Here is a 25,214-nt window from a genome sequence, read left to right on the forward strand (position 1 = left end):
GGATTGCTTTTTGGGCAATCCTTCTCATTTTGTTAAATAATATTTTTAAAAATACACAATGGAATTTGCCTAACGAGTTTCGTTATGCCACCACCAATTGTTATTTAAGTTTTTAATTATCATGTTTGTACAGAACAAATATTGATATACTTTTTTATAATTCCAAAATCTTTCTAAAAATATATGGCTTTCTTTAAAAGAAAAGTACAGTTTAATGATGATTTGGGCTTCGGCTCTGCTCCTGTTATTAAAAATCAACGTGTTTTAAATACCGACGGTACACCAAACATTGAGCGCACCGGCTTGCCCTGGTTTAAATTTGACGATACTTACACCCGGCTGGTTACTATGAGCTGGCCACGTTTTTTCTTTGTGATATTAACTGTTTACCTCATTGTAAATACCCTTTTTGCCATAGCTTACAATGTTATTGGGATTGAAAATTTAAATGGCGCCAACGGTGTAACACTCCGCGATCAGTTCTTCGATGCCTTTTTCTTTTCTGCACAAACCATTTCAACCGTAGGTTACGGGCACATTTCACCACAAGGATTTATCACCAGTGTTCTTGCCGCTTTTGAAAGTATGTTGGGCTTACTGGCTTTTGCTTTAGCTACAGGCTTGCTGTATGGCCGCTTCAGCCGGCCAACATCGAAGGTTTCCTTTAGCAAAGGCATGGTCATTGCACCTTATCAGCATCATAAAGGTTTAATGTGCCGTTTGGTTAACCTGAGGCGAAATTCTCTGATCGACATTGAAGTGCAAATGTTTATGACCTTTAATGAAACTATTGATGGTAAATTAAGAAGAAGTTTTTACCCACTGGAACTCGAACGTAGTAAAATCAGCGTTTTATCTTTAAACTGGACTATTGTACACCCGATAACAGAAGATAGTCCAATGTTTGAGAAAACACTGGATGAACTGAAGGTTGCTGAGGTAGAGATTTTCGTTATTTTAAAAGCTTTTGATGATACTTTTGCACAAACCATCCACACCCGTACAAGCTATCAGGATGAAGATATTCAGCTGGATGCAAAATTCGAAATCATGCATTATCATAATGAAGAAGGAAAAACAGTTTTAGACTACAGTAAGCTGGATAAAACCATTTCAATTTCTTAAATAGATTTTAGTTAAAATATTTGAGTTTAGTCTGTAGCCTGTCGAAATGCGATGCAGCTAACTTGACAGACAATTTCTTTCGGTAAAGCAAAGCTGAATTGCTTTTAAAGCCGGTTCCCGCTTTGCGCTATATCCCCAAAGAAAAATCGGGACAGAGACGGGAGCGGGACTACTTTAAGCTAAATTTACTATCCGTTCATTTCCTGATCATTATCAAACTTGTATTTAAATATTTGAGTAACAAGCTGGATTATAAAGCATCAATAAGATCCTTCGACAAGCTCAGGATGACATCTTTTTATTAACTTCTCGTGCCTAAATTATCGGCTGAATAAACAATGCTGAGTATCAGGCTTTAATTAAAGGGTTTTTCTCTTTTGCAAATAAATCAAATACTTTTTTATCAACGAATGCAGGAAACAGTTTGTTCATCCAAACGGCTAGTTTACCTTGTCTGGTCATTACTAAAGTACGTTTGCGTTGCTCAATGCCATCTGCAATATTATTGGCAACTTCCTCTGCCGACATCATTTTGCCTTCTTCCATACTGGTTTCGCCATGTGCTTCGCCATCTTTAGCTAATGCAGCAACACGGATATTAGAAGTGGTAAATCCAGGGCAGGCCAGTAAAACATTTACTCCAGTTTTAAGCAATTCGGTTCTTAATGATTCCATAAAACCATTCATGGCAAATTTAGAAGCAGAATAACCTGTTCTTCCGGGTAAACCGCGAAAACCTGCAATAGACGAAACACCAACTACTGTTCCTTTAGTTTTTAAAATTTCGGGCAATGCATATTTTGTGCAATATACCGTTCCCCAAAAGTTAACGTCCATCAGGTTTTTTAAAACAGAAAGATCAAGATCATTAAATAAAGCCCTCATCGATAATCCAGCATTATTAACCAGAATATCAATCTTGTTAAAAGAAACCAGCGTTTGCTTTATAATTAATTCACAATCGGCCTCTTTACTCACATCGGCCTGTACCGCCACCGCCCTGATGTTGTATTTCTTTTCAAACGCTGCTGTTATTTCGCAAAGTGTAACGTATTGACGGGCAGCTAAAACTAAATTTGCACCGCGTTTTGCAAATTCTTCCGCACAAGCTTTACCAATTCCGCTTGATGCACCTGTAATAATGATGACTTTATCCTTCAAGTTCATATTGAAACCTAATCTTATTTTTAATTAATGGAGTAATTGAATTCCCTTTGCTGTACACTATTTCATCATAGCGGTTTCGTAGGGCACGCGGGTAATAATTGATCGGCCAAGTGTAATTTCGTCGGTATACTCTAACTCTCCGCCAAAAGCAATCCCCCTGGCAATCGTAGTAACCGGAACATTAAACTCTTTTAACCTTTTATATAAATAAAACAGGGTGGTATCTCCTTCCATATTCGGGCTTAAAGCCAAAATAATTTCTTTAATGCCTCCTGCAGCAACCCGCTGCACCAAACTGTCAATATACAAATCTGATGGGCCTACCCCATCCATAGGCGATATTAATCCGCCTAAAACATGATAAACACCAAAGTACTGAGCAGTATTTTCGATGGCCATTACGTCTCTTGTATCTTCTACCACGCAAATGGTTTCCTTATCACGCTTGTGTGAAGTACATATTTCACAAACCACCTGATCCGAAATATTATGGCAAATGCTGCAATGTTTAATTTGCTGTTTTAACCGGATAATGCTGTTACCAAACATTTCTACTTCAGCAGTTTCCTGATTAAGTAAGTGTAATACCAAACGCAAGGCTGTTTTTTGCCCTACACCCGGTAACTTAGAGAATTCGTTTACTGCATCTTCAAGCAGTTTGGAAGAGAAATTCATTTTACAAAAATAGATAAAAAGCAGGAATATTTGTGTGCCTTTACCTGATGTAAGCCAATCTTAGAAATCAATATATTGATTATAAAAATCGTTTTTATTACATTTAGAGCCTAAAAACAAATTTATGTCGCCAACTATCCTTTTATGTTTTCTTCTGGGCTATTTTTTGGTCCTCATTATCATCTCTTTTGCTACTTCAAAAAACTCATCCGACAACTCTACATTTTTCATTGCCAACCGAAATTCTAAATGGTATCTGGTCGCCTTTGGGATGATTGGAACAGCACTTTCGGGGGTAACTTTTATTTCAGTTCCCGGAGAAGTTGGTGCACCAAGTGGAAATCAGTTTCAGTATTTTCAGTTTGTTTTAGGTAATGCCGTTGGTTTTATCATTATTGCAACTGTGCTTTTACCGTTGTATTACCGCATGAATTTAACCTCTATTTATGGTTATATTGAAAAACGATTAGGTCATTACAGCTATAAAACCGCTGCTTCTATCTTTTTATTAAGCCGTACACTAGGTTCAGCTACACGATTATACCTGGTGGTAATTGTTCTGCAACGTTTTATATTCGATAATTATGGAATTCCATTTTGGCTAACGGTTTTAATTTCTCTGGCCTTAATATGGTCTTACACTTTTAAAGGGGGCTTAAAAACCATTATCATTACAGATACCCTGCAAACGTTCTTTTTAGTTTTATCGGTTTTTTTAACCATTTACTTTATATGCAATAGTTTAAACTTTAATATTCCACAAGCTTTTGAAACCATTAAAAGTAGCAGCTATTCTAAAATATTCTTTTGGGATGATTTTTTCACCAATAAATTTAACTTCAACAAGCAGTTTATAGGCGGTATTTTTGTAACCATTGCAATGACGGGTTTAGACCAGGATTTAATGCAAAAAAACCTGAGTATGAAAACCATTAAAGAAGCGCAAAAAAACATGTTTACCTTTACGGGAGTATTCATTATTTTAAATGTTTTCTTTTTAAGTGTTGGTGCTTTATTATACATTTTTGCAGCTAAAAACGGTATCGAAATTCCACTTGACCACATTACAGGCAAACCAAGAACCGATTTATTATTTCCTGAAATTGCGTTGAATAACCTGGGTGCTTTACCTGCAATTATATTTATGCTGGGTTTAACTGCAGCAACATTTGCAACCACCGATTCGGCACTTACCGCATTAACAACATCATTTTGTGTAGATTTTTTAGGCATGGACAAAAAAGAAAATCTTGATGCACATAATGCTGTTAAAAAACGTCATGCAGTGCATATTGGCTTTTCAATTCTGATGTTTTTGGTGATTATCGTGATCAATGTATTAAACAGCTCGTCGGTGGTGAGTTTAATTTTTCAAATTGCCTCCTATACTTACGGACCGCTTTTAGGTTTGTACAGTTTTGGATTGTTTGTAAAAAAACGTGGCTTGCACGATAAATTAGTTCCAATTGTTTGTTTATTTTCCCCAATTTTATGTTACTTGCTTGCAACTTATTCAAAAGAGTTATTAGGCGGTTACGTTTTTAGCGTAGAACTAATTTTAATTAATGGCCTGATTACATTTTTAGGTCTTTTACTGATCAGTAAAAAAACAGATCAACAGACTAAATTTTAATAATAAAAGAGTTTATATGACGAGTGAAGAAAAAATAAGAAGTGCTTTTGAAAATAAAGATTGGCAGGAGATTAAAGTAACCGACAGCTGGCAGATTTTTAAAATCATGGCTGAGTTTGTAGATGGTTTTGAGAAATTAGCCAAAATTGGCCCCTGTGTTACCATTTACGGATCTGCCCGTACTGCAGAAACAAACAGATACTATCAATTGGCAGAGCAATGTGGTAAACTTTTAACCGATCGTGGTTATGGTGTAATTACAGGCGGTGGGCCAGGTATTATGGAAGCGGGTAATAAGGGTGCACACACAAATGGTGGTAAATCAGTTGGTTTAAACATCGAATTGCCTTTTGAGCAATTTCACAATAAATATATTGACCACAATAAATTACTGGAATTTGATTATTTCTTTGTCCGCAAAGTAATGTTTATGAAATACAGCCAGGGTTTTGTGGTTTTACCGGGTGGTTTTGGCACGATGGATGAGCTTTTTGAAGCTTTAACCTTGATTCAAACAGGTAAAATTGCCAGATTCCCTATTGTTTTATTGGGTAAAGACTATTGGGGTGGATTAATCGACTGGATTAAAAACACCATGTTGCTTAAAGAGCACAACATCCACGAAGAAGATTTAAATTTATTCCGTTTGGTGGATACTGCTGAAGAAGCTGCTGAACATATTTTCCGTTTCTACGATAAATATGTGCTGAAACCTAACTTCTAGGTGCTGCATCCCGTTAGGAAGTTATTGCTTTAAATATTCAAGCGTTCTGGTAAAACCAGGACGCTTTTTTTATACATAAATGTAACTATTGGCCCTTTCTTTAGTCATAAGTAAAAGACTTTGATGGGATGGAACAAACACTAATTTGGAGAAAAGGCTTATTTGATAGCAACTATCAGGTATATGCTGGCGGGTTATTAAAGTTTTCTTTAAGCTTTAGTTCATGGAAAAACTCTGCAATTGCGACAACCAAAGAAGGAATATTCCTTTTGAAGAGCAACAGCTTATCCAATTCTGAAACCATTATTTTAAACAACAAAAGCGAAATATTAGGTAGAGTTGTTTACGACCTGCTTTCATTCAAAGCCACCATTATTTTAAGTACCGGTGAACAATTTGACTGGAGCTATCAAAATAGCTGGTTAAGTCGCTGGACACTTAATAACCGCAGCGATAAACAAATTATTTTCAGTTCATCTTCAGGTTCCGGTATAATTAACTCCAATATTAATGAAGATCTTTTACTGATTATCGGTTTATATGTAAGAGAATATTATTCGAGATTAATCTCTCTTTTTATCATTGCTATTTGTATGCTGTGTATTTTCAGAGGAGTTTTTTAACGTATTATTTAATCTAAAATTTCATAGATTTTTTCTGTTGGCCTAGCTATAACCGCTTGATCACCGGAAACAATTATCGGTCTTTCAATCAAAACCGGATTTTGCACCATAGCCTCAATCCATTGGGCATCGCTTAAATCTTTCCCTTTATATTTTTCGGTATAAATGGCCTCTCCTTTTCTGATCAGCTCAAATGGTTTAATTCCTAATTTATTAATAATAGTAGCCAGCTCTTCTGCCGTTGGTGGTTGCTGCAAATAATTAATCAGTTCAAAATCTTTACCGCTTTCGTTCAATATAGAAAGTGCAGACCTACTTTTACTGCATTTATTGTTATGATAAATTTTAATCATATCTTTTTAACTTAATTACAAACCACTAACACCACCGCTTACCACAAGTTTCATGGCTTCTGCAGCGCTCATTTTTAAATCTTTAACCTTACTTCTGTTTACAAAGCAAAGCTGACCGGCAAATGAATAAGAGAGGGGAAAATAAACAGCCACATCGTCAGGTAATTCCAATCGCTTCAGATCGTTCTGTGTTAAAAAGCCAATTTTTTTCAACCCTCCTTCTACTTCTACGAGTACAGGATGATTAAATTTCTTTTCATCACCTACAAATGCTTCTGTCAGGTCTTTTATGGAAGAATAAATAAAGTTAAGCAGCGGAAGGCGGTGCATTACCCGTTGAAACCAATTGTACATGGGTTCGGTAACCAAATTGGTTACAAAAATACCGGCAATAAGAATTATGGTAATTACAGTGAGCAATCCTAAACCCGGTATGTTTCTGCTCGCTCCGGTTTTAGGATCAACGCCTAAAATATTATTCACATTCAACCAGCTATCTACCGTTGTAACCGCCCAAATAACCAGAAAAATACTCAGGGCTATAGGTACAACAATTAGCAAGCCTTTAATCAGGTAATTTAAAATGGCTCTCCCTATTCTATTCATGATGCAAATTTACTTTATTTTTGCCACAGATTTTCAGAGAGAATTCAACACTGTTAACCATAAATACAGGAAGGAACACAACCAAATTATTTCTTTGTATCCTTGCTTCGGTAGCAGACAAATTGATTAAATATTTTTTCAGCTTTATAATCTTATATACTCAAAATACCATTTATTCGTAAAAATAAACCCTTTTTACCCGTTGCGAAATATTGGTTAAAATCTCGTAAGGAATGGTATTGGTATCCTGTGCAAGCTGCATAATGGTATGTTCCTTATTAAATACAATGGCTTCATCACCGGCTTTAACCTCAATACCCGTAATATCAAGCATAGTCATATCCATACAAATAGAGCCTATGGTGGGCACCAAATATCCGTTAATAAGCATTTTGCCTACTCCGTTGCCAAAAGCCCGGCTATAACCATCTGCATAGCCAATTTTTACGGTCGCAATCTTTCCTCCTGTTTTCATCATTCCTTTACGACTATAACCTACGGTTTCTCCGGCATTAAGGTGTTTTACCTGCGTAACCGTTGTTTTTAAAACCATAACCGTTTGCAAACCTCTGTTTTGATGAAGTCCCGAATCAAAACCATACAAGCCTATCCCCAAACGAACCATGTCCATTTGGGCCTCTGGCCAGCGGGTTATGCCGGAAGTATTGGAAATATGGAATAATGGTTTATAGCCCAAAGTAACTGCAATTTGATTGGCCAATGGTTTAAATTTATCAATTTGAGATTGTGTGAAACCATCATGCTCCGCAACATCGCTGGCAACCAAATGAGAGAAAATACTTTGAACTTTTATCTTATCGTTATCTTTTAATAAATCCAGTAAAGTTTCAACTTCTGACTGATCAAAACCCAAACGGTGCATTCCGCTATCAATTTTAATGTGTACCGGATAATTAAAATCATAACCTGAAAGTGCGTTTAAAAAACTCTTCAGGATTTCGACACTATAAATTTCTGGCTCCAGATTATGTTTTATAATGGCCTCAAACGCCGATTCTTCAGGGCTCATTACCATAATTGGCAATGTTATGCCAGCTTTACGCAAAGCAATCCCTTCATCTGCATAAGCAACGGCAAGATAATCTACCTTATGAAACTGCAGTAAATTGGCGATTTCAAAACTGCCGCTTCCATAAGAAAAAGCCTTCACCATAGCCATTATTTTTACCCCCGATGCCAGTTTAGAGCGATAAAACTGCAGGTTACCAACCATCGCATTTAAATCAATTTCTAAAACAGTATCATGGATTTTTTGAGTAAGCAGTTTACTGATTTTACCAAACTCAAAACGTCTTGCTCCTTTTACCAAAATGGTTTCGTGGTTAAATATCAAGCCCGGAAAGGCATCTATAAAATCATTTGTGGTATTAAAAAATTGCGTTTCACAATTAAAAAGATCAGCAAACTGTGCCAGGTGTGTTCCTATTCCAATCAGGCGATTTACTTTTTTCTGAGCAAGTAAATCGGCAATTTCCGTATATAAATCAAGGTCTACTTTACCGGTTTCAAATAATTCGGATAAGATTACCGTCTTTTTAGGATGCTGATTTTGCTGATTTAAAAAATCGAGCGCTATGGCTAAAGAAGAAGTATCTGCACTATAAGAATCATCAATAACAGAACATTGGTTAATTCCATTTTTAAGTTCCAAACGCATGCTTACATGGCTGAGTTTTTCTAAACGTAAATCTGCTTGTTCGGGAGTATAATTTAGGGCCAGTAAAGTTGCCCAGCAAGTCATACCATTTTCTATCGAAGCCCTATCTTTAAAAGGCAGCATACATTCTATTTCCCGGTTTTGATAAATTGCCCTCAAATAGCAATTCCCTTCGATGGGTTCAATAGCAATAATTTGTAAATCTGCAGGTTGTTTACTGCTCCAGCTAAATTGTTTTTTACCAGGCAAATCTTTAGCATTAACTTCAGTAACGTATTCAGGCGAATAAATAAATAAATCAGCGTCTTTAAAAAGCTTTAATTTTTCAGTCAGTTTTTCCTTTCTTGAAGAAAAACCTTCCGCATGTGCTTCACCTATGGTGGTTAAAATTCCTATTTCGGGTTTGATAATTTTCTCAATATTTTCCATTTCATTTACGGCAGAAATTCCTGCTTCAAAAATACCCAGGTCATTTTCGGCATCTATTTGCCATACCGAAAGCGGAACACCGATTTGAGAATTATAACTTTTAGGGCTGCGAACAATATTAAAATCGGTAGCCAGAAGCTGATACAGCCATTCTTTAACAATGGTTTTGCCATTGCTTCCTGTTATACCGATGGTTTTTAAGTTAAACTGGCTGCGATGGTACCTGGCCAGTGCCTGCAAAGCAGCTAAAACATCCTGCACAATAATAAAATTGCAATCAGGATGGACTGAAATGTAGCCAGGATCGCTGATTACAAAATTCCGAATGTCTTTTTGATAAGCATCATTTATAAATTCGTGACCGTTTCGATGAGAAGTCAATGCAAAAAATAAAGAATTTTCAGGAACTAAAACTGAACGGCTATCAATAACTAAATATTGAATAAGCAACTGCTCATCAACTAATTTGGTTTCGGCTTTTAAAATTTCGGCAATCTTAGAAATGGTGTATATAGGGTTCAGCATCTTTTTTAATTCAGAAAAATACAGTAATCGTTTTTATTTTTACGAATTTCAGTAATTAATTATGAAAAGCGGGAAACAAGAAGCAGTATTTTTAGATAAAAAGCAGGCATTGGCAAAAGCCGAAAGTTTTTGTGCTTATCAGGAGCGGTCGCAAAAGGAAGTTAGAAGTAAATTATTAGATTGGGGAATCAGAGGAGATGAGCTGGAAGAAATTATTTCTGAACTGATTGTAGCTAATTTCTTAAATGAAGAACGATTTGCCTTTCATTATGCTGCAGGAAAGTTTAACATTAAAAAATGGGGACGCATAAAGATTAAGCAGGGTCTAAAGCTGAAAGGTGTACCAGATAAAATTTTGCAAAAGGCAATTTACAGCCTCAATGATGATGATTATTTGCAAACTTTAGAAAATTTAGTTGAAAAAAAAGTAATCTTATTGACCGAAAATGATCCTTTTAAACGAAAAATTAAGCTTATAAACTATCTTCAGGCAAAAGGTTTCGAAAGTGATTTAATTTTTCTTGTACTGAAAGCCAGCAATTTAAACTAAATGTTATTTTTTTTGTTAAAAATTCCTTGACAGAAATATAAATCTGTCTATATTTGCATCACCAAAACGAAACACACGTACTTGTTTTGTAAATGCGAAAGTAGCTCAGTTGGTAGAGCACGACCTTGCCAAGGTCGGGGTCGCGAGTTCGAATCTCGTCTTTCGCTCTAAAAGCCTTCTTAACTGAAGGCTTTTAATTTTAAAAGGTTAATCACCTGCTCGGGTGGTGGAACTGGTAGACACGCAGGACTTAAAATCCTGTGCACCTAAAATGCGTGCGGGTTCGATTCCCGCCCCGAGTACTTAAACAGAAATGCAAGTTATTAATAACTTGCATTTTTTTTGTTTCTATATCTATCTAAAAACACATTAACCATTTATAAATCAGCAATTAATAGATTTAAAAACCTCAATGGTACGTGTAAGAAGAGCCATTTCGTAGCGGCCAACATAACTCCTGAAATATGTTTAGTAAAAAAAATATTGTAACTATTTGATTACATAAAAAAATGTTTATATATTAGATTTGTCTGATCTATACGACTAACTAAACTAACTTAACCAATGAAAAACACAAAATTTTTATCATTAGCCATGATGTGCATTTTATTTGTCTGCGCATCTTCTTGTAAAAAAAATAACACTTCTACACAAGCTGATGACAAAGCCGAAATATCGGCAAGTACTTTACAACAAATAAAAAATCTGGGATTTAGTGTTGAAAATGCACGCAAGGTTGATAACGGATATCTGGTTGAAGGTGATATCCTTTTAACTGACGCCAACCTAACTGAAAAATCATTAAGTCCAAATTTAAACATTGCTGAAACCGAGCAATATCGTACAACTAACGTTGTTAAATCATTACCGCGTATTATTACAATTTCTGTTACAAATTTACCACAAGTTTATAGTGATGCTGTTGATCTGATGATTTCAAGATACAATTCGCTAGGCCTGCGTATGACTTTTCAAAAAGCAAATACAGGTACTACTGGTAATATTGATGTATTTGGATTTAACGAAGGGCCAAGTGGTGGCTATATCACTTTAGGTTCATCTGGTTTCCCTACTTCAAGCGGCGAACCATTTAACCAGGTTAAAATGAATACTAATGTTAATGCTTACGGAACAAATCCTGATCTATTGTATGTAGCTTCTGTTTTACAGCATGAGGTTGGACACTGTATAGGATTCCGTCATACCGATTACATGAACAGAGCATACAGTTGCGGAGGAAAACGTTCTAACGAAGGAACTGCAGGCGTTGGTGCAGTACAAATACCAGGAACACCATCTAAAGCAGATGCAGAATCGTTTATGTTAGCTTGTTCTAACGGCGGTAACCGCACATTTAATGCAAATGATGTAATTGCGATGAATTATCTTTATAAATAAACCAAACTACAGATCAGACATACAACAAGGTCCGGAATAACTTCCGGACCTTGTTGTTTTAAACCTAAACCGATAAGCAAACTCCTGCTGTATTCGGTTTCCTTTTTATTAAATCGACCCCTACTCTTTAATTCATTAAATTCCTTACAAGGTCATCTTTAGATTCAAATCTTATAAAAGAATTTTGGCACGTTTATAGCAACGGTATTAAAAACATCAAAATGAAAAAGATATTTATTGTATTTGCATTATCAGGATTAATGCTTGCAAGCGCTTGTTATGCACCCAGAACTGCTGGGAATAGTGGTAAGGTTCCACCAGGACAAGCAAAAAAAGGAACCGGTTCTAAATCGGCAAAACCTTTTGCGCCTGGACAACAAAATAAGAACTAATAAAAAAAGCCTCAAAATGAGGCTTTTTTTATTTTATAATGCTAAAACAAATTAATGTTTTCCTTTACCATGCCCCTTTCCATAGGCATTTCCATGGTTCTGAATCTTAATCTTCTTAGTTTTTAACTGAACATTTTTCACTTTATTTATATTCTTAGGATGTCCCTTCACTATAAAATATTTAGGGTCACTACTTCTGGATATTACAGGTTGAGATTTATAGCCCTTAAACTTCGCATATTTAACCTTATCATCTTTAAAGTAAAGATATGGCTTAGGAGAATTTATAACTACTTTATAGCCGTTGTATAAATTATAGCTACTGTATCTTGATGGTAAAGCCCTTGTAAATACCCATGTGCCATTGTTTAAGCTAACAAATTGCCTTTGAGTAACATCATAATAGCTTTCAATATCGGGCAGATAATAATAATCAGCATGTTCATAGCCTACCGGACCCCATAGTGGCTGCGAGCCAATGTTTACATTTACATTAACCTGAGCACTTAATTTTACCGGCATAAATCCAACTACACACAGTAATGATAATAAAATTATTTTTTTCATATTTAGAATTTTAAAAGCGTAAAACCCGCCAGTGTTAATTAATTAAACTGGCAGGTTATTAGATAATTATGTTTATTGTTTTAATGTAATGGTACCTAAAGCTGTATTTTGACCCAGGCTAACATTTACAGTATTAATTGTACTGTCTCTATAACCAGCTAAAGGTGCAAATTTAACGCTATAGCTTCCTGCAGCTAAACCTCCTACGGTAAATTTACCTGTAAGCGGATCAGCAACGGTACCAACGGTATCTGTTCCTGCAATAACAAGTACTTCTGGATGACTTGCCAAAGGCAATACTGTTCCGGAGATTAGACCTGTTGTTGCAGCTGTTAATCCTCTCACCACCGGTTTAAGTAAATATTTTCCATTTCCAGTACTTACAATTGATTTAGCAGCATCAAAATCGAGTACAAGTGTATAAGCTACTCCCGGAACTAATGTAGGGTTAGCTTTTAGTTTCACTTTCCAGCCTGATGTTTGGGCACTTGGTGTTTTTAATTCCTGTTCAACTCCACCTACTACAATTGTATTACCCGAATCATTTAAAACCAGTCTTATTTCTGTAATATCACCACTCGGCATATCACCTGTAGCCACAAGTATGTCAGGATTAGAAGTACCTATTCTATAGTTAAGAATATTAAATACACCTGCATTTGCTGCAAATACATATGGTTTATCCCCTGATACTAGTACAATTTCTTTAACACTCAAATTAATTTTGTCAAAATTTCCAGGCGCATCCGTCATCCGGATTTGTACCTTTGTGGTTCCATCAGCACTAGCATCATCATTTTTTTTACACCCCGTAAATGCTGCTATCCCTCCCAGAAGAAATGTCGTTAAAATAACATAAGCGAATTTCGTTTTCATAATGTATAGATTTAAATTAATAATGATTCAAAATTCAATTATGAAGATGAAATCAACATGAAATTTATTTTTTATTTTTTTCATCTTAATTTCATCTTCGCTGCCTAGGTTTGAATTGTCAAAGGACACTATGTATGTTTGAGATAGGTTTTTCCGGTTGAAAGTTTGCCTCATTAGAGGCAAACTTTATTATATTTACTTATGATCAAGCTTGTATTTCCACTTCTATTTATTTTAAGTACTATATTATTTTTATCGGGCAAAACATGGTCGATGGATAAAAACAATCATGCATTTCCTTTAAATCCAAATGTAGTCGTGGTTCAAGACTCTTCAATAACAATTGCACCTGATCAATCACAAGAAAAGAAGAAAAAAAAATCTTCAGAAAAACAGGATAAAGCCCAACAACCTGAGATTGATCCCACTATTAAACAAGTACCCAAAGCCAGAAAACAGTTAAAACCCGCAGCCATCAAGCCAGCAATTAAGGTTAAACCAATTAAAATTATCAGACCAAAAATTAAAAGACCTTAACTGTTCAGATTATTAAAATATGAGAACAACAGTGTTTCTTATTCTATTTTTCATGGTATTATCTAAGGCATATGCCCAACGAGATTCTACGAAAACCACAGTTACGCTGGCCGCGATGTACAATAGCAACATTAGTTATTATGGGCAGGTAACTGCAGAAAAATACCCTTATGCCCTTGTTAATGCGACGGTAAGGTTGCCGATTGGCTTCTATTTTTCTGCAGGTGCTTATAAACTTCTTAATTTTGGATCAGGGCTTTCAGAAACTGATTTGGGCATAGGTTATGATCACGACTTTAACGAAAAGCTAACCGGAGGCCTTTCATTTACCCATTCTTTTTTCCCGGCCAACTCCCCTCTTTTACAAGCTTCAAATACCAACAACATAAATGCATCTTTAACCTATAACTGGCCGTGGCTAAAAACCACTTTTAGTACAGACTATGCTTTTGGTAAAGAAAAAGATTGGTTTTTAAGTTTGAACAATTCAAAAGAAATCGGGTTAGGTACATTGTTTAATGAAAAAAATCTGCTCTCCATCGAACCTGCATTCGAAATAACAGCCGGAACAACACATTTTTATGAGACCTATATTATTGAAAAAATTAAGAAAGATAAAGCCAATGGAAATGGTAAAAGTGAGACAGCGCAAGGCCAGATCAATTCAAATACAATTAGTAGTACAAATGCTTCAGTCACCAATTTTAAACTTTTAGCTTATAGTTTTAAACTACCATTAAGCTTTAGCAGAGGACATTATTTGGCCGAACTTAGTTACCAGTTCTCGATTTTGGGAAATCAAAATGAAACAGGTGCAGATCATCATCAATCTTTTTTTGGTCTTTCCATGTATTATCAATTTTAACTGATTATGAAAGTATTGATCATAGAGGATGAAAAAACTTTGGCTTACGAAATTGAATTTTTTCTTAAAAAAGCATTTTTTTTAAGCGATTTGGCCCACAGTTTCAGTGATGGACTGGAAAAAATTAAATTGAATAAATACGATTATATATTGATAGACCTGGGTTTGCCGGATGGTGATGGACTTACCCTGCTTGAAAAAGCAAAGAAATATAATCCGGATGCTGCTTACATTATTCTTACAGCAAGAGGTAAACTTGAAGACCGGGTTAATGGCCTTGATCTCGGAGCTGATGATTATCTTGCCAAACCATTTTTTCTTCCTGAGCTACAATCCAGGATGCAGGCAATAGCCAGACGAAAATTTAATGTTAATGAAGAATTACTGCTGCTTGGAAATTTCAGAATTGAGTTGCAAAAGCGTTTTATTTTCTTTGGAGAACAACTCATCGAACTTTCCCGTAAGGAATTTGACCTGCTTAGTTATTTACTGCTACATAAAAACAGGGTATTAACCCGAATACAGCTAAGTGAACATATTTGGGGCACTTTTGCAGATGATGATTATGATTCAAATTATATTGATGCACACATAAAAAACATAAGAAAAAAATTGAATGTATATGAACCAACAGACTGGCTGGAAACGGTAAGGGGTGTTGGTTATAGAATCAAAAAATAATTGAAATTATCCAATAAACTTATACTCTTTATTACAGGATCCAAGATGGCTATTGTAGGCCTCTTCATTCTTCTGCTGCCTTTTCTGGTAAGGCAGATTGCTTCAGACTACACAAATTTTTCACTCCAAAACCAGAAGAAAAAGGTACTTCAGAACATTAAAAAGAATGGATTGGATTATTATTTTCAGGGGGATGATAACTATGGGAGTTATACCATGCTGAAGGAAGAATATATTTCGCTTGAAACGACCACCTCAAACCTCCGTATTGATACCATAAAAACAACCCAGCGTATTGTAGAACAGGATACCCTTACCTACCGGGTACTTAGTTTTACTTTTAAAACCGGAAATAAAAATTATTTACTGGAAATCGGTAAAACCACGGCCAGCATAAATTTATACAACGACTCTCTTCAGCGTTTTGCGCTCTACGTTTTGGTTATTCTTATTGCGTTAAGCATTATTATAGACCTGATTTTTACCAGGCAACTTATTCGCCCCTTGAGTCACATTATTAAATTGAGACTCAGCAGTACAAAGTTTCCTTTCAAAAAAAATCAGACACGAATAAAGACCAGCACTACCGATTTCAGGTATCTGGATGATTCATTAATTTCTTTAATGAATCAAATTAATGAGGCCTTTGATAAGGAACGCGAATTTACGGCCAATGCTTCGCATGAATTTATGACCCCCATCAGTATTCTTCAAAATAAAATGGAAAATCTTTTAAGTGAAGAATCTACAACAGAAAGTGATCAGAGACATATTGTTGATATGATGAGAACACTGGAACGACTGAAAAAAATATCCCGTTCATTATTGCTGATATCCAGAATTGAGAATGAACAGTTTATAAAACAGGAAACGGTTGAACCTTCTAAACTTTTTGCAGAAATACAGGAGGAAATTGAGCATAGGCTAGAAGAGAAAAACATTAAAATCAATATTAATCTACAAAAAAACCATTTGCTACAGCAAGTTAACTATGATCTTCTTTTTCAGCTTTTTTATAACCTGGTTAATAATGCAATCAAATTTAACAGCAAAAATGGGAACATTGTGATTTCTGATGATATTAAAAACAATAAGTATATTATTCAGGTTGAAGACAACGGCATTGGAATAGCTGAACACCAGCTTCCATTTATTTTTGACCGCTTTAAAAAATTTGAATCTACTCAAACCTCTGGACATGGACTGGGTTTGGCTATTGTTAAAAGCATTATCATTTACCTGAATCTTGAAATAGAAGTAAAATCCAAACCGGGTACCGGAACCAAATTTGAAATAATATTTAAGTTATAAGGTTAAGTCACAACCGAAACATTCAGGAAAAATAAATTTAGTTGTCAGGCTTATTTTTGATCAAGCCATTCCCCGATTAACTTTCGGTAGGTTTCACCTATAGCCAGGTATTCTCCATTGATCATTTGGATTTGATTTCCTTCTATAACCTTGATTTTATTGAATGGAATAATGTATGAGCGATGGATTCGGACAAACTGATTTTTAGGCAGTTGTTCCAAAATATCTTTCATATTTTCCAGCACAATGATTTTTTCAGTGGCCGTGTGGATGCGGATATAGTCTTTCAATCCCTCAATGTATAAAATCGAATCAATGACAATTTTGTAGTGTTTTCGGTCTGCTTTCACAAACAGGAAATTATCCGTTTCAACGTTTTGAAAGGTTTCCTGCCAGCGGTTATATTTTTCTACACTTTGATAAAAACGATTAAATACAACCGGTTTTAATAAAAAGTCAATCACATTAAATTGATATACATCCAGTGCATATTCGGGATAAGCGGAAGTAATAATAAAATTGTGTTTTTGATTAAACAATTGCATCAATTCAATCCCGGTAAGCTGGGGCATTTGAAGATCCAGAAAAATCAAATCAACGACTTCGGTATTCAAAACTTCTATGGCCTTAAACACATCGCTGTCTGCGTATAAAACATTTAGCTGTGGAATTTTCGAAGCATAGTCAGCAATAAGCTTTACTGCAAAAGGTTCATCATCAAGTATAATACAGTTTATTTTCTTTTTCATTTTAAATCAATTTGAAGTTGAGCTTCGAATTTATTGTTCTTGTTGGTTAAAGTGAGGCTATGTGCACCGGGATAATAGATTTCCAATCGCTTTTTAAGATTACCCAAACCTATTCCTGCCAGCTTATCTTTTTTCTGGGTACCAATTTCGTTTATCACCGAAAAAGTTAAGCGCTTTAACTGAAGGTTGAATTCTATTTTTATTGGATTTTGATTAGATGCCAGCCCATGTTTTAAGGCATTTTCTACCAGCGGCGATAATGTATAAGGTGGAATTTCAACATTTTCATCATCTATTTTAATATTCAAATCTACAAAGGCATTTTCCTGATGACGTAACTGCTCCAATTCGATATATGCTTTAATGTAATCTATTTCATCAGTAAGATTTATTTTTTCCTTTTGAGAGTAGTAAGTAGTAAAACGCATCACTTCTCCCAATTTCGCAATGGCGGTTAACGACTGATCGGATTGAAAATAAACCATCGAATAAATATTGTTTAGCGTGTTAAAAACAAAATGAGGATTGATTTGCGCTTTAAGAAATTTAATTTCAGTGTTTTTCTTTTCCTCTAAAAGGCGAATAAAATAAATAATAAACCAAAGAAAGGAACTACATAATATTGGTTTACTGCTGTAATAAAGGTTATCAAAAACATAATTAGTAAAGGATGGATTAATGTAATTGACTTTATGAAATAAAATTCCTGTTATAAACTGCTCTATAAACCACCTCAACCCTATAAAAAGCAGACAGGAAACAAACATACCAAACAACAACTTCTTCCATTGAAATGCTTTAAAAACCCATTTCATCACCGCCAAATAATGAACATAAAAGGTAGCCAGAAAAGCAATCAGGTAGGTTATGTAGAATAAATCCGGAATGACAAATTTAAAATAAAATGGATTTTGCACAAACGTGAAATACGCTGTAAGCATCCAAAATAAAAGATGAATAAGCCATTCCTGCTTCTTTGATATTATACTGCTCTGCATCTGCGATTTGTTTTATACAAAAGTATCTATTCACTAAGAGGTATAAAAATGGGTTTGTAGATAAACCGCAGGGGTTTGTCGAAAAAAGTAGTTTGAGGGATTTATTCCATTCAGTTTTGTGCAAAATTTAACACAGAAAGTATGAAGCAAATTCTTTTTTTATTGGCTGCAATTGTATTCCAAATCAATGTTTTCGGCCAGCAGTATTCACTAAAAGGTAAAGTAGTTAATCAAAATAAAATTCCTGTCGAATTGGTGTATGCAAGCTTACTTAAAAACGACAGCATAATGGTAAAACAAGCGCCAACTGATAGTTTAGGTAACTTTTCCATAAGCGTTGAACATGGAAATTATCGTTTGATTTTAGAGCAATTCGGAACGGAATTCATCAGAAGGGAAATTATATTAACTCAAAATATTGATCTTGGCCATATTGAAATCAACGAAGCTAAAGAACTGCAGGGCGTAACCGTTAGCGGCAGAAAAAAAATTCTTGAGCAAAAAGTTGACCGGTTGGTTTTTAATGTCGAAAATTCTATTGCAGCAAGTGGCGGAACAGCTCTCGATGCACTAAAAGTAACCCCTACGGTAAGGGTTCAGAACGATAATGTTTCTATAATAGGCAAAGGTGAAGTTTTAGTTATGATTGATGACCGCCTGCAAAGGATACCACAAGAAGATTTAGCAGATTTTCTTAAATCTATCCCATCTGCCAATATCAAAAGCATAGAAGTGATCACCGCTCCGCCTGCCAAATACGATGCAGAAGGAAACAGTGGACTCATTAACATCAAACTGAAATCGGCAAAAGACAATTCGTGGAATGCAAATATTGGTGCTTCTTACATACAAAAGACATATGCTGGTGGTAATTTGCAGGGCTTGTTCAACTACAACCACAATAAACTTTCCTTGCAGGCTTCTGTTAACAAAAGCGAGCAAAAATTATTAACGACTTCAAACAGTCAGATTTTTTATACTGATGAGTTATGGAATCAGGAAGTAAAAAATAAATCCAAAAGTGATGCATTAAGTTTGGGTTTCGGTATTGATTACAAATTAACCCCTAAATGGACAACAGGAATTAAATATCTGGGCAGCTTCACAGATAAAACATCGGCAAATAATCCACTTATCACACGGTTTAACAATACAACAGCAGTTGTTAATTCTTATATTGCTTCGGGTGTAGATGCCAGTAATAAACCTGAAATGAATTCGCTCAATTGGTACCATTCGTTTTCGTTAGACTCTTCAGGGAAAAATATCACAGTTGATTTCGATTATTTCAATTACAGAAAACAGGATTACAGTTTTTTTGCCGGAAATGAATTAGACGCACAGTCAAATGCCATTCAAAACACGTTCTTTTCGTCAACCAATACCAATGTCAATAAGATTAAAAATTATTCAGGAAAAATAGATGTTTCATTACCATACAAGTGGGCAAACATCAGTTTCGGGACCAAAATTTCTTATACCAATACAAATAATGACCTGGTTGTTTATAATAATCAAACAGGAACGCCAATCCAGGATAACGATCAATCAAATATTTTTAATTATAAGGAACACAATGGGGCTTTGTATTTTTCAACTGATAAAAAACTAAATAGCCAATGGGAAACACAAATTGGTTTGCGAATGGAGGCTACACAAACCGAAGGTTATTCTAAAAACCTAAGTCAAACGAATAAAAATAATTACATCAACCTCTTTCCTACCGCTTATGTAACCTATGTCCCAAACGAGAATAATTCCTTTTCGTTTAATTATAGCCGAAGAATCCGCAGGCCCGATTTTGATTACCTGAATCCTTTCGTAATTAAAACAAGTCCTTATTATTATTCAGAAGGAAATCCGTTTCTAAAGCCGTCTTTTATTGATAATCTGGAATTTTCTTTTATCAGGAAGCAAAACTGGGTAAATTCGCTCTATTTCTCGCAAGTTTCAAATTTTGGTCAGGAGCTTGCTATTGTTAATCCTGCCACAAACATTACAAAAAGCACTTCCTTAAATTACGCAAACACTTATCAGATTGGGTTTTCAACCTATTATAATTTCAAAAAATGGTCTTGGTTAAATAGTGTTAGTGGATTTAATGTAAACTATCAAAACGTGAAATCAAAAATCAACGTTGTACAATCCATCGATGGCTATAACGGATACATTTATACCAATAATGATTTTACATTGAATAAATCCAAATCGGTTTTTCTGGGATTAAATTATGCTTTGCAGTTGCCCGGCCGTTATCAAATCTTTCATATTTCAACAATGAATATGTTAGATGCTTCGATGAAATTTTTGCTTCTCAATAAAAATCTTTCGCTAACAGTTATAGGCGAAGATTTATTAAATGCCCAAAAACCTTTAATTGCCTATAAATCCAATGGAATAAAAAACAATATTAAAAGCTATGGCGATACCAGGGGATTTAGAGTATCTGTGAGTTATAAATTTGGCAATGCCAGTTTAAAATCTAAACAAAGGAATTTTGGAAATGACGATGAAAGAAACAGAACGGTACAATAAAAAAGAGAGTTCGTATTTCTTAAATAATTTTTAATTTATTTTTGAATCTGTAATTTATATTCCTATATTTGCAACCCCAAAGGAAACATGCTTTATTTATTTAAAGCACCTGCGAAAGTAGCTCAGTTGGTAGAGCACGACCTTGCCAAGGTCGGGGTCGCGAGTTCGAATCTCGTCTTTCGCTCTAAAAGTTTTTCTTCATGAAAAGCTTTTAATTTTAAAAGGTTAATCACCTGCTCGGGTGGTGGAACTGGTAGACACGCAGGACTTAAAATCCTGTGCACCTAAAATGCGTGCGGGTTCGATTCCCGCCCCGAGTACTTGTTTTTTAGCGAACTGATTATCAGCTTTTTACAAGGCTAAAGTTCGATTCCATGAAAAAATAAAAACAAATGATTAAAACCCTGTAAGTCAAATATTTACAGGGTTTTTTATTATATAAAATCACGTAAAAAGATGATTTTTGAATTGATTTTTAGTCTTAAAAAAGAGCTTATTATTTAATGAAATACACTCATTTTCAACCCTAGATTATTCATTCCCATATGCAATTAACCAAATAAAAAATGAATATAAATGCTGCTTATTTTTCAACAATTTCTATAGATAAACAAGGAACAGGTGTACTGTAAAACTATTTAAAAAAAGGAAAAAGCTTTCTCGTAGTTCCTGATATATTCGTTCGGCTTTACCCATATATTATTATTTATTTTCCTTGAATTATAACTCTTAATCTTATCAATACTCACTCCTTCAATTTTACTCAACATTTTGATATTTATTGAATTGCGTAGAGAATGAGCCCTAACTAATGATCCAAAACCGATTTATTATTAATTCTCTTTAATACCAATTCAATGTCAAAATCAGGAGGTAAAGGTTTGTATCGCTTTTGTTGATGAGTTAATGAAAATGTTTGCCTTTGAAAGTCCCTAAGTTCTTTTGTTCCAAAAGTCGCAACCAACAATGCATCATTATCCCCCCCTTTAAGCCTGAGAATATCTTTCAGTGCGCTCTCAACTGGTTGTGTGAGCCTAGAGTCTCCAAATTGACTTGTATTCACCTGTGCAAAAAAGCAATGCAAATCTCGCGAGGTCGCTTCAACTATATTCGAGTAATACGGTGTATCCTTATTCCACTCTACACCGATAGCCAAATCTATTTTATTTTTCCACAGGCCTCGATGGTGGATATTAGCTAATTCAAAGCAATAATATGAACTGAAATACAAATTGTTCCAAATACATAAGTCATACCTGTACCGTGAAGGTTTAGGAACGATCATATGATTTCCTTCAATGATGTGCTGTTCAACGTGGGCATAATGATTTTTTAATCGTGGAATTATTACAGCATCCTTTACTCCTCCAATATTTACAGGAAGAATTGTAACTATAAAATTATATGCATATTTACCTACTGTTACATGTTCTAATCCAGTAACTACCATTTTTTCATTTTTTCTTGCATAGTCAACAATACTAGATAATAAGTCAATGGGTATAAAAAACTCCGGAAACAAAAGAATATCGGCATTTTCTTTTCTTGCAGACCGTATTATATTTCCCAATCTTCGAATCCTAATTTTGTTCAAACTTGATTTTCCTCTTATGCCCTTTAAGATGTTATCTTCTTCAACACGAGTATTCGCGAATGCGATTTTAAATTTGTCTTGTATAACATCATTGTTTACTCTTATCTCATTAAGCCAAACTTCTGGACTGTTTGATTTAATAACAGATTCAATTTTATATATCTTATCTCTACTTACCTTGCCCTCATTCTGCCATTCATATCGTGGAATATGTTTTCTATTTAATTTTTGGAATAATTCGTAGGATTCATTTAACATACATTGAAGTGAGCTTTCTAAGCCATCTTCATCTTGCTCGGTCTCTTCTGCAATTTCATTTTCTATTATCTTATTTAGTAAAAAAATATCGGTTGTTTTTTCTGTTGCAACGGTTTTTGACTCCATACCTAACTCAACAAAGATTTGAGCCATATTACTCTCCCAAAATTTAATGCGTCGAGGAGAATTCGCTAAAAGATGTTCATCCAATTCGAACTCCCTAAAATCAATATGTGGATTTACTAAATTTTTATATTTACCGGTCCTGGATGCCTTGGTATAATTAAGCAATGGGTGAATTACATAATGATGTCTTAGCATATTAGCCTTACGAAAGCGTTTACGCCAGTATGCATCAGCTCTTGTTGGTTCGTAATTACTGATAGAGAAAAATATATCCGCACTCCATTCTTCTGTTTTAAATTCAAATTCTCTAGTGACATCAAAAGCCTGATCATAAAATGCTAGATTAAGAGAAAACGTAATTTCATTGGCAATATCTAGATAATCAGACAAAGACTGTTTTAATGAGGCTTTATTTTTCTTCAAATCACTATTAGTTTGAAGTTTGTCAATTTCCTGTATGCATTGCAAATAAAAGGCAACGTAAAACTTGGGTTTATTATTTACAAGAAAGAGGGTGAATATTTTTTCCCATAGTCGATAAAATTCTATAGCATTCTTGTACTTAAAAAACTTTAGAATACTATTGCAGGCTTCATCTGAAAGTTCTTCTTCTTGTCTCAAAGAACTAAAAATTTTATTTGCAAGAAAAAGTGTTAGCCCAAATCTATCTTCCTTATAGTCTTTAAGCGTTCTTACTTTTTCTTTAGAATCTTCGTACTGTAAGTGGTACGCCGCATCTGTAAAAGTTCCTTTACTTTCCTCTTCATCTGGAAAATCACGAAACTCACTCGTCCTTTCTCGCAATTCCTCTTTAAGCTTATCAATAACCAAGTGAGATTCATCTGAATCAAATAAATAGGCTAACGATTTGTCACTTTGACAATATAGAGATCTATATTTAGCTCCATTAATATTTATCACTTTCTGCTTTGTGGTATTATCATCTAATTCATGAAAGCCAACACTTAATATTGGGGAAAAATTTTCACTTATAAATTTTTCTAAAAAAGTATAATTTTTATTAATATCCTTCTGAACTGTAAATTCATCATCTTTTAAGTCATCCGGATGTACGGGATCGGCAATTACAAACAACAGGTCGTCAACATACCGTCCGTAATATACTGTCTTAATATGCCTATTTACACTTTCGTCAAATTGCTTTAAGTAATAGTTCGCCAGTACGTACGAAGAAACAAGTCCGATAGGAAGAAGTACATACCCTTTATCATCGTTTAAGGGATATGTAGATTTGTTTTTGCTGTTTTTATTTTTTGCAAGAAAGACCTCAGTATAATGAACATGTGTATTTAAAAAGATAGTTTTTAGATTATAATAGCTAGATAAGGAGTCGTCAATTTGCTCATTCTCATCGTAAAGTTCGATCTTCGGTATTTGCACAGAACTGAAGTATTCCTTAATGTCCAAACTGACAAATGCTACATCCCTTTTTTGATCTAACATGTGTTTGGCATGTTCTAGTGCCTTATCTCGCCAACGTTGATACTGACTAAAATACGGTTTAAAGAGACTAGAACCTTGAACTAAATGAGTCCTATCTTTATTCAGAATTAAACGATTACCTAAACATTCTGTGCCAAGTTCGGCATCTAATTTAACCCCATGTTCTTTAATCCATAAAACACTTATGATATGCAATTCGATTGGTGCACTTATGAATGGTGTAACTTTTGAAACCGTGTATTTTTCAATTGACTTTTTGTTGGTGATGAAATTTGGCTCAATTATAGTCTGAGTTAATTTTTTAGGATAAAAATTTATGTCAATCTGATCTATTAGTTCGTCGAAAAAAGAGGAATCTTCATGATAATTATTGAGGCAGTCTTTAATGTATTTTAATTTTTCTTGCAAAGAAATTATTCTAATGCCTTTTGGCATAGGGTATTTTTTGCTTTTGCCAAATCCAACATCTGATAAACGGTTTTTTGTAATTCCTGTTTCAAATTCTACCAGTTGTCTACGTAAAAAAAGATCAGTATTATCATGGTATATATAAGAGCGCAGTTTTGAATATGCTTCCTCTAAGTCTTCGAGCGTAAAAGCCATAGTTTGGGTTTAAGATTTGAATCTTCTGTTTTTTAATAGAAATATAAAAATATAAAGAAATTTATACAATAGCATAATTGTCTGAATTTAAGAACAATTACAAAATGATGATAAGGCTACAATTTTAGTGTAATCATCTTTTGTCCTTTGGTCGTAATTCGTGGAAAGAATT

General features: G+C 34.6%; 22 protein-coding genes and 4 tRNA genes. 16 read left to right on the top strand and 10 right to left on the bottom strand.

The features are described from left to right. Positions 1–183 precede the first annotated feature (183 nt). Positions 184–1,125 carry an ion channel gene (locus tag O0955_RS09465; protein ID WP_269427309.1) on the top strand — a complete coding sequence of 314 codons (942 nt, stop codon included), beginning with the start codon at positions 184–186 and terminating at the stop codon, positions 1,123–1,125. A 348-nt stretch (positions 1,126–1,473) separates the two neighbouring features. Here O0955_RS09465 and O0955_RS09470 read toward each other — a convergent pair whose 3' ends face one another. Continuing rightward, the gene (locus O0955_RS09470) at positions 1,474–2,292 is read right to left on the bottom strand and encodes an SDR family oxidoreductase (protein WP_269427310.1); all 819 of its coding nucleotides are present in this window, start codon (positions 2,290–2,292) and stop codon (positions 1,474–1,476) included. Between the two features lie 57 nt (positions 2,293–2,349). Continuing rightward, on the bottom strand, positions 2,350–2,967 hold the full coding sequence (gene recR, locus O0955_RS09475) for a recombination mediator RecR (RefSeq protein WP_269427311.1): 618 nt from the start codon (positions 2,965–2,967) through the stop codon (positions 2,350–2,352). Between the two features lie 124 nt (positions 2,968–3,091). Here recR and O0955_RS09480 point away from each other — a divergent pair, with 124 nt between their 5' ends. The 3 genes from O0955_RS09480 (at position 3,092) to O0955_RS09490 (ending at position 5,947) form a co-directional block, all read left to right on the top strand. After that, positions 3,092–4,600, top strand: coding sequence for a sodium:solute symporter (locus tag O0955_RS09480; protein ID WP_269427312.1), 1,509 nt, complete (start codon positions 3,092–3,094; stop codon positions 4,598–4,600). Between the two features lie 16 nt (positions 4,601–4,616). Further along, on the top strand, positions 4,617–5,324 hold the full coding sequence (locus O0955_RS09485; protein ID WP_269427313.1) for an LOG family protein: 708 nt from the start codon (positions 4,617–4,619) through the stop codon (positions 5,322–5,324). Between the two features lie 128 nt (positions 5,325–5,452). Next, complete coding sequence (locus O0955_RS09490) at positions 5,453–5,947, top strand: hypothetical protein (protein ID WP_269427314.1); 495 nt, start codon at positions 5,453–5,455, stop codon at positions 5,945–5,947. A gap of 8 nt (positions 5,948–5,955) precedes the next feature. Here O0955_RS09490 and arsC read toward each other — a convergent pair whose 3' ends face one another. The 3 genes from arsC to O0955_RS09505 all read right to left on the bottom strand — a co-directional run bounded on the left by arsC (position 5,956) and on the right by O0955_RS09505 (position 9,538). Continuing rightward, entirely contained in the window at positions 5,956–6,300 is a 345-nt protein-coding gene (gene arsC, locus O0955_RS09495) for an arsenate reductase (glutaredoxin) (RefSeq protein WP_269427315.1), read from the bottom strand. Between the two features lie 15 nt (positions 6,301–6,315). Beyond that, on the bottom strand, positions 6,316–6,906 hold the full coding sequence (locus O0955_RS09500) for a DUF502 domain-containing protein (RefSeq protein ID WP_269427316.1): 591 nt from the start codon (positions 6,904–6,906) through the stop codon (positions 6,316–6,318). Between the two features lie 172 nt (positions 6,907–7,078). Next, positions 7,079–9,538 (bottom strand): bifunctional UDP-N-acetylmuramoyl-tripeptide:D-alanyl-D-alanine ligase/alanine racemase, encoded by a 2,460-nt coding sequence (locus O0955_RS09505; protein WP_269427317.1) that lies wholly within the window; start codon positions 9,536–9,538, stop codon positions 7,079–7,081. 61 nt (positions 9,539–9,599) lie between these two features. Between O0955_RS09505 and O0955_RS09510 the strand changes: the two genes are divergently transcribed. The 5 genes from O0955_RS09510 to O0955_RS09530 all read left to right on the top strand — a co-directional run bounded on the left by O0955_RS09510 (position 9,600) and on the right by O0955_RS09530 (position 11,878). Beyond that, positions 9,600–10,088: a regulatory protein RecX gene (locus tag O0955_RS09510; RefSeq protein ID WP_269427318.1), complete on the top strand. Its 489-nt coding sequence runs from the start codon at positions 9,600–9,602 to the stop codon at positions 10,086–10,088. Positions 10,089–10,182: 94 nt separating this feature from the next. Continuing rightward, positions 10,183–10,255 (top strand) — tRNA-Gly (locus O0955_RS09515). Positions 10,256–10,305: 50 nt separating this feature from the next. Next, positions 10,306–10,390, top strand: a tRNA-Leu gene (locus O0955_RS09520). 262 nt (positions 10,391–10,652) lie between these two features. Beyond that, positions 10,653–11,486 (top strand): M57 family metalloprotease, encoded by an 834-nt coding sequence (locus O0955_RS09525; RefSeq protein ID WP_269427319.1) that lies wholly within the window; start codon positions 10,653–10,655, stop codon positions 11,484–11,486. A 221-nt stretch (positions 11,487–11,707) separates the two neighbouring features. Continuing rightward, positions 11,708–11,878, top strand: a complete 171-nt coding sequence (locus O0955_RS09530; RefSeq protein ID WP_269427320.1) for a quinol oxidase subunit 4 — start codon at positions 11,708–11,710, stop codon at positions 11,876–11,878. A gap of 51 nt (positions 11,879–11,929) precedes the next feature. Here the strand turns inward: O0955_RS09530 and O0955_RS09535 are convergent, their stop codons facing one another. Together O0955_RS09535 and O0955_RS09540 are read right to left on the bottom strand one after the other, a co-directional pair. After that, on the bottom strand, positions 11,930–12,445 hold the full coding sequence (locus O0955_RS09535; RefSeq protein ID WP_269427321.1) for a hypothetical protein: 516 nt from the start codon (positions 12,443–12,445) through the stop codon (positions 11,930–11,932). 72 nt (positions 12,446–12,517) lie between these two features. Next, a complete protein-coding gene (locus tag O0955_RS09540) occupies positions 12,518–13,321 on the bottom strand; it encodes a DUF4382 domain-containing protein (RefSeq protein ID WP_269427322.1) in 804 nt (267 codons plus the stop codon). Positions 13,322–13,594: 273 nt separating this feature from the next. Between O0955_RS09540 and O0955_RS09545 the strand changes: the two genes are divergently transcribed. Genes O0955_RS09545 through O0955_RS09560 form a run of 4 tightly spaced genes read left to right on the top strand, consistent with a single transcriptional unit; the run spans position 13,595 to position 16,715 of the window. After that, entirely contained in the window at positions 13,595–13,858 is a 264-nt protein-coding gene (locus O0955_RS09545) for a hypothetical protein (protein WP_269427323.1), read from the top strand. 19 nt (positions 13,859–13,877) lie between these two features. Continuing rightward, positions 13,878–14,723 carry a hypothetical protein gene (locus O0955_RS09550; protein ID WP_269427324.1) on the top strand — a complete coding sequence of 282 codons (846 nt, stop codon included), beginning with the start codon at positions 13,878–13,880 and terminating at the stop codon, positions 14,721–14,723. Positions 14,724–14,729: 6 nt separating this feature from the next. Further along, on the top strand, positions 14,730–15,404 hold the full coding sequence (locus O0955_RS09555; RefSeq protein WP_269427325.1) for a response regulator transcription factor: 675 nt from the start codon (positions 14,730–14,732) through the stop codon (positions 15,402–15,404). 45 nt (positions 15,405–15,449) lie between these two features. Further along, entirely contained in the window at positions 15,450–16,715 is a 1,266-nt protein-coding gene (locus tag O0955_RS09560) for a sensor histidine kinase (RefSeq protein WP_269427326.1), read from the top strand. Positions 16,716–16,765: 50 nt separating this feature from the next. Here the strand turns inward: O0955_RS09560 and O0955_RS09565 are convergent, their stop codons facing one another. Continuing rightward, a complete protein-coding gene (locus O0955_RS09565; protein ID WP_269427327.1) occupies positions 16,766–17,464 on the bottom strand; it encodes a LytR/AlgR family response regulator transcription factor in 699 nt (232 codons plus the stop codon). Beyond that, a complete protein-coding gene (locus O0955_RS09570) occupies positions 17,461–18,462 on the bottom strand; it encodes a sensor histidine kinase (protein WP_269427328.1) in 1,002 nt (333 codons plus the stop codon). The genes O0955_RS09565 and O0955_RS09570 overlap by 4 nt, the downstream gene beginning before the upstream one ends. A gap of 141 nt (positions 18,463–18,603) precedes the next feature. On the opposite strand from O0955_RS09570, the gene O0955_RS09575 reads away from it, so the two are divergent. The 3 genes from O0955_RS09575 to O0955_RS09585 all read left to right on the top strand — a co-directional run bounded on the left by O0955_RS09575 (position 18,604) and on the right by O0955_RS09585 (position 21,317). Beyond that, a complete protein-coding gene (locus tag O0955_RS09575) occupies positions 18,604–20,997 on the top strand; it encodes an outer membrane beta-barrel family protein (RefSeq protein ID WP_269427329.1) in 2,394 nt (797 codons plus the stop codon). A gap of 111 nt (positions 20,998–21,108) precedes the next feature. Further along, positions 21,109–21,181, top strand: a tRNA-Gly gene (locus O0955_RS09580). A 51-nt stretch (positions 21,182–21,232) separates the two neighbouring features. After that, positions 21,233–21,317 (top strand) — tRNA-Leu (locus tag O0955_RS09585). Positions 21,318–21,805: 488 nt separating this feature from the next. Here O0955_RS09585 and O0955_RS09590 read toward each other — a convergent pair. Then, positions 21,806–25,042: an RNA-dependent RNA polymerase family protein gene (locus O0955_RS09590; protein WP_269427330.1), complete on the bottom strand. Its 3,237-nt coding sequence runs from the start codon at positions 25,040–25,042 to the stop codon at positions 21,806–21,808. Between the last annotated feature and the right edge of the window lie 172 nt (positions 25,043–25,214).

The sequence above is a fragment of the Pedobacter punctiformis genome, from assembly GCF_027213715.1.
GTDB lineage: Bacteria > Bacteroidota > Bacteroidia > Sphingobacteriales > Sphingobacteriaceae > Pedobacter > Pedobacter punctiformis.

Coding starts and splice junctions, on each gene's coding strand:
- O0955_RS09560 (WP_269427326.1), top strand. CDS start 15,450: ATGGCTATTGTAGGCCTCTTCATTCTTCTGCTGCCTTTTCTGGTAAGG.
- O0955_RS09470 (WP_269427310.1), bottom strand. CDS start 2,292: ATGAACTTGAAGGATAAAGTCATCATTATTACAGGTGCATCAAGCGGA.
- O0955_RS09545 (WP_269427323.1), top strand. CDS start 13,595: ATGGATAAAAACAATCATGCATTTCCTTTAAATCCAAATGTAGTCGTG.
- O0955_RS09490 (WP_269427314.1), top strand. CDS start 5,453: ATGGAACAAACACTAATTTGGAGAAAAGGCTTATTTGATAGCAACTAT.
- O0955_RS09525 (WP_269427319.1), top strand. CDS start 10,653: ATGAAAAACACAAAATTTTTATCATTAGCCATGATGTGCATTTTATTT.
- O0955_RS09500 (WP_269427316.1), bottom strand. CDS start 6,906: ATGAATAGAATAGGGAGAGCCATTTTAAATTACCTGATTAAAGGCTTG.
- O0955_RS09550 (WP_269427324.1), top strand. CDS start 13,878: ATGAGAACAACAGTGTTTCTTATTCTATTTTTCATGGTATTATCTAAG.
- O0955_RS09570 (WP_269427328.1), bottom strand. CDS start 18,462: ATGCAGAGCAGTATAATATCAAAGAAGCAGGAATGGCTTATTCATCTT.
- recR (WP_269427311.1), bottom strand. CDS start 2,967: ATGAATTTCTCTTCCAAACTGCTTGAAGATGCAGTAAACGAATTCTCT.
- O0955_RS09535 (WP_269427321.1), bottom strand. CDS start 12,445: ATGAAAAAAATAATTTTATTATCATTACTGTGTGTAGTTGGATTTATG.
- O0955_RS09530 (WP_269427320.1), top strand. CDS start 11,708: ATGAAAAAGATATTTATTGTATTTGCATTATCAGGATTAATGCTTGCA.
- O0955_RS09540 (WP_269427322.1), bottom strand. CDS start 13,321: ATGAAAACGAAATTCGCTTATGTTATTTTAACGACATTTCTTCTGGGA.
- O0955_RS09590 (WP_269427330.1), bottom strand. CDS start 25,042: ATGGCTTTTACGCTCGAAGACTTAGAGGAAGCATATTCAAAACTGCGC.
- O0955_RS09575 (WP_269427329.1), top strand. CDS start 18,604: ATGAAGCAAATTCTTTTTTTATTGGCTGCAATTGTATTCCAAATCAAT.
- O0955_RS09565 (WP_269427327.1), bottom strand. CDS start 17,464: ATGAAAAAGAAAATAAACTGTATTATACTTGATGATGAACCTTTTGCA.
- O0955_RS09465 (WP_269427309.1), top strand. CDS start 184: ATGGCTTTCTTTAAAAGAAAAGTACAGTTTAATGATGATTTGGGCTTC.
- arsC (WP_269427315.1), bottom strand. CDS start 6,300: ATGATTAAAATTTATCATAACAATAAATGCAGTAAAAGTAGGTCTGCA.
- O0955_RS09505 (WP_269427317.1), bottom strand. CDS start 9,538: ATGCTGAACCCTATATACACCATTTCTAAGATTGCCGAAATTTTAAAA.
- O0955_RS09555 (WP_269427325.1), top strand. CDS start 14,730: ATGAAAGTATTGATCATAGAGGATGAAAAAACTTTGGCTTACGAAATT.
- O0955_RS09510 (WP_269427318.1), top strand. CDS start 9,600: ATGAAAAGCGGGAAACAAGAAGCAGTATTTTTAGATAAAAAGCAGGCA.
- O0955_RS09480 (WP_269427312.1), top strand. CDS start 3,092: ATGTCGCCAACTATCCTTTTATGTTTTCTTCTGGGCTATTTTTTGGTC.
- O0955_RS09485 (WP_269427313.1), top strand. CDS start 4,617: ATGACGAGTGAAGAAAAAATAAGAAGTGCTTTTGAAAATAAAGATTGG.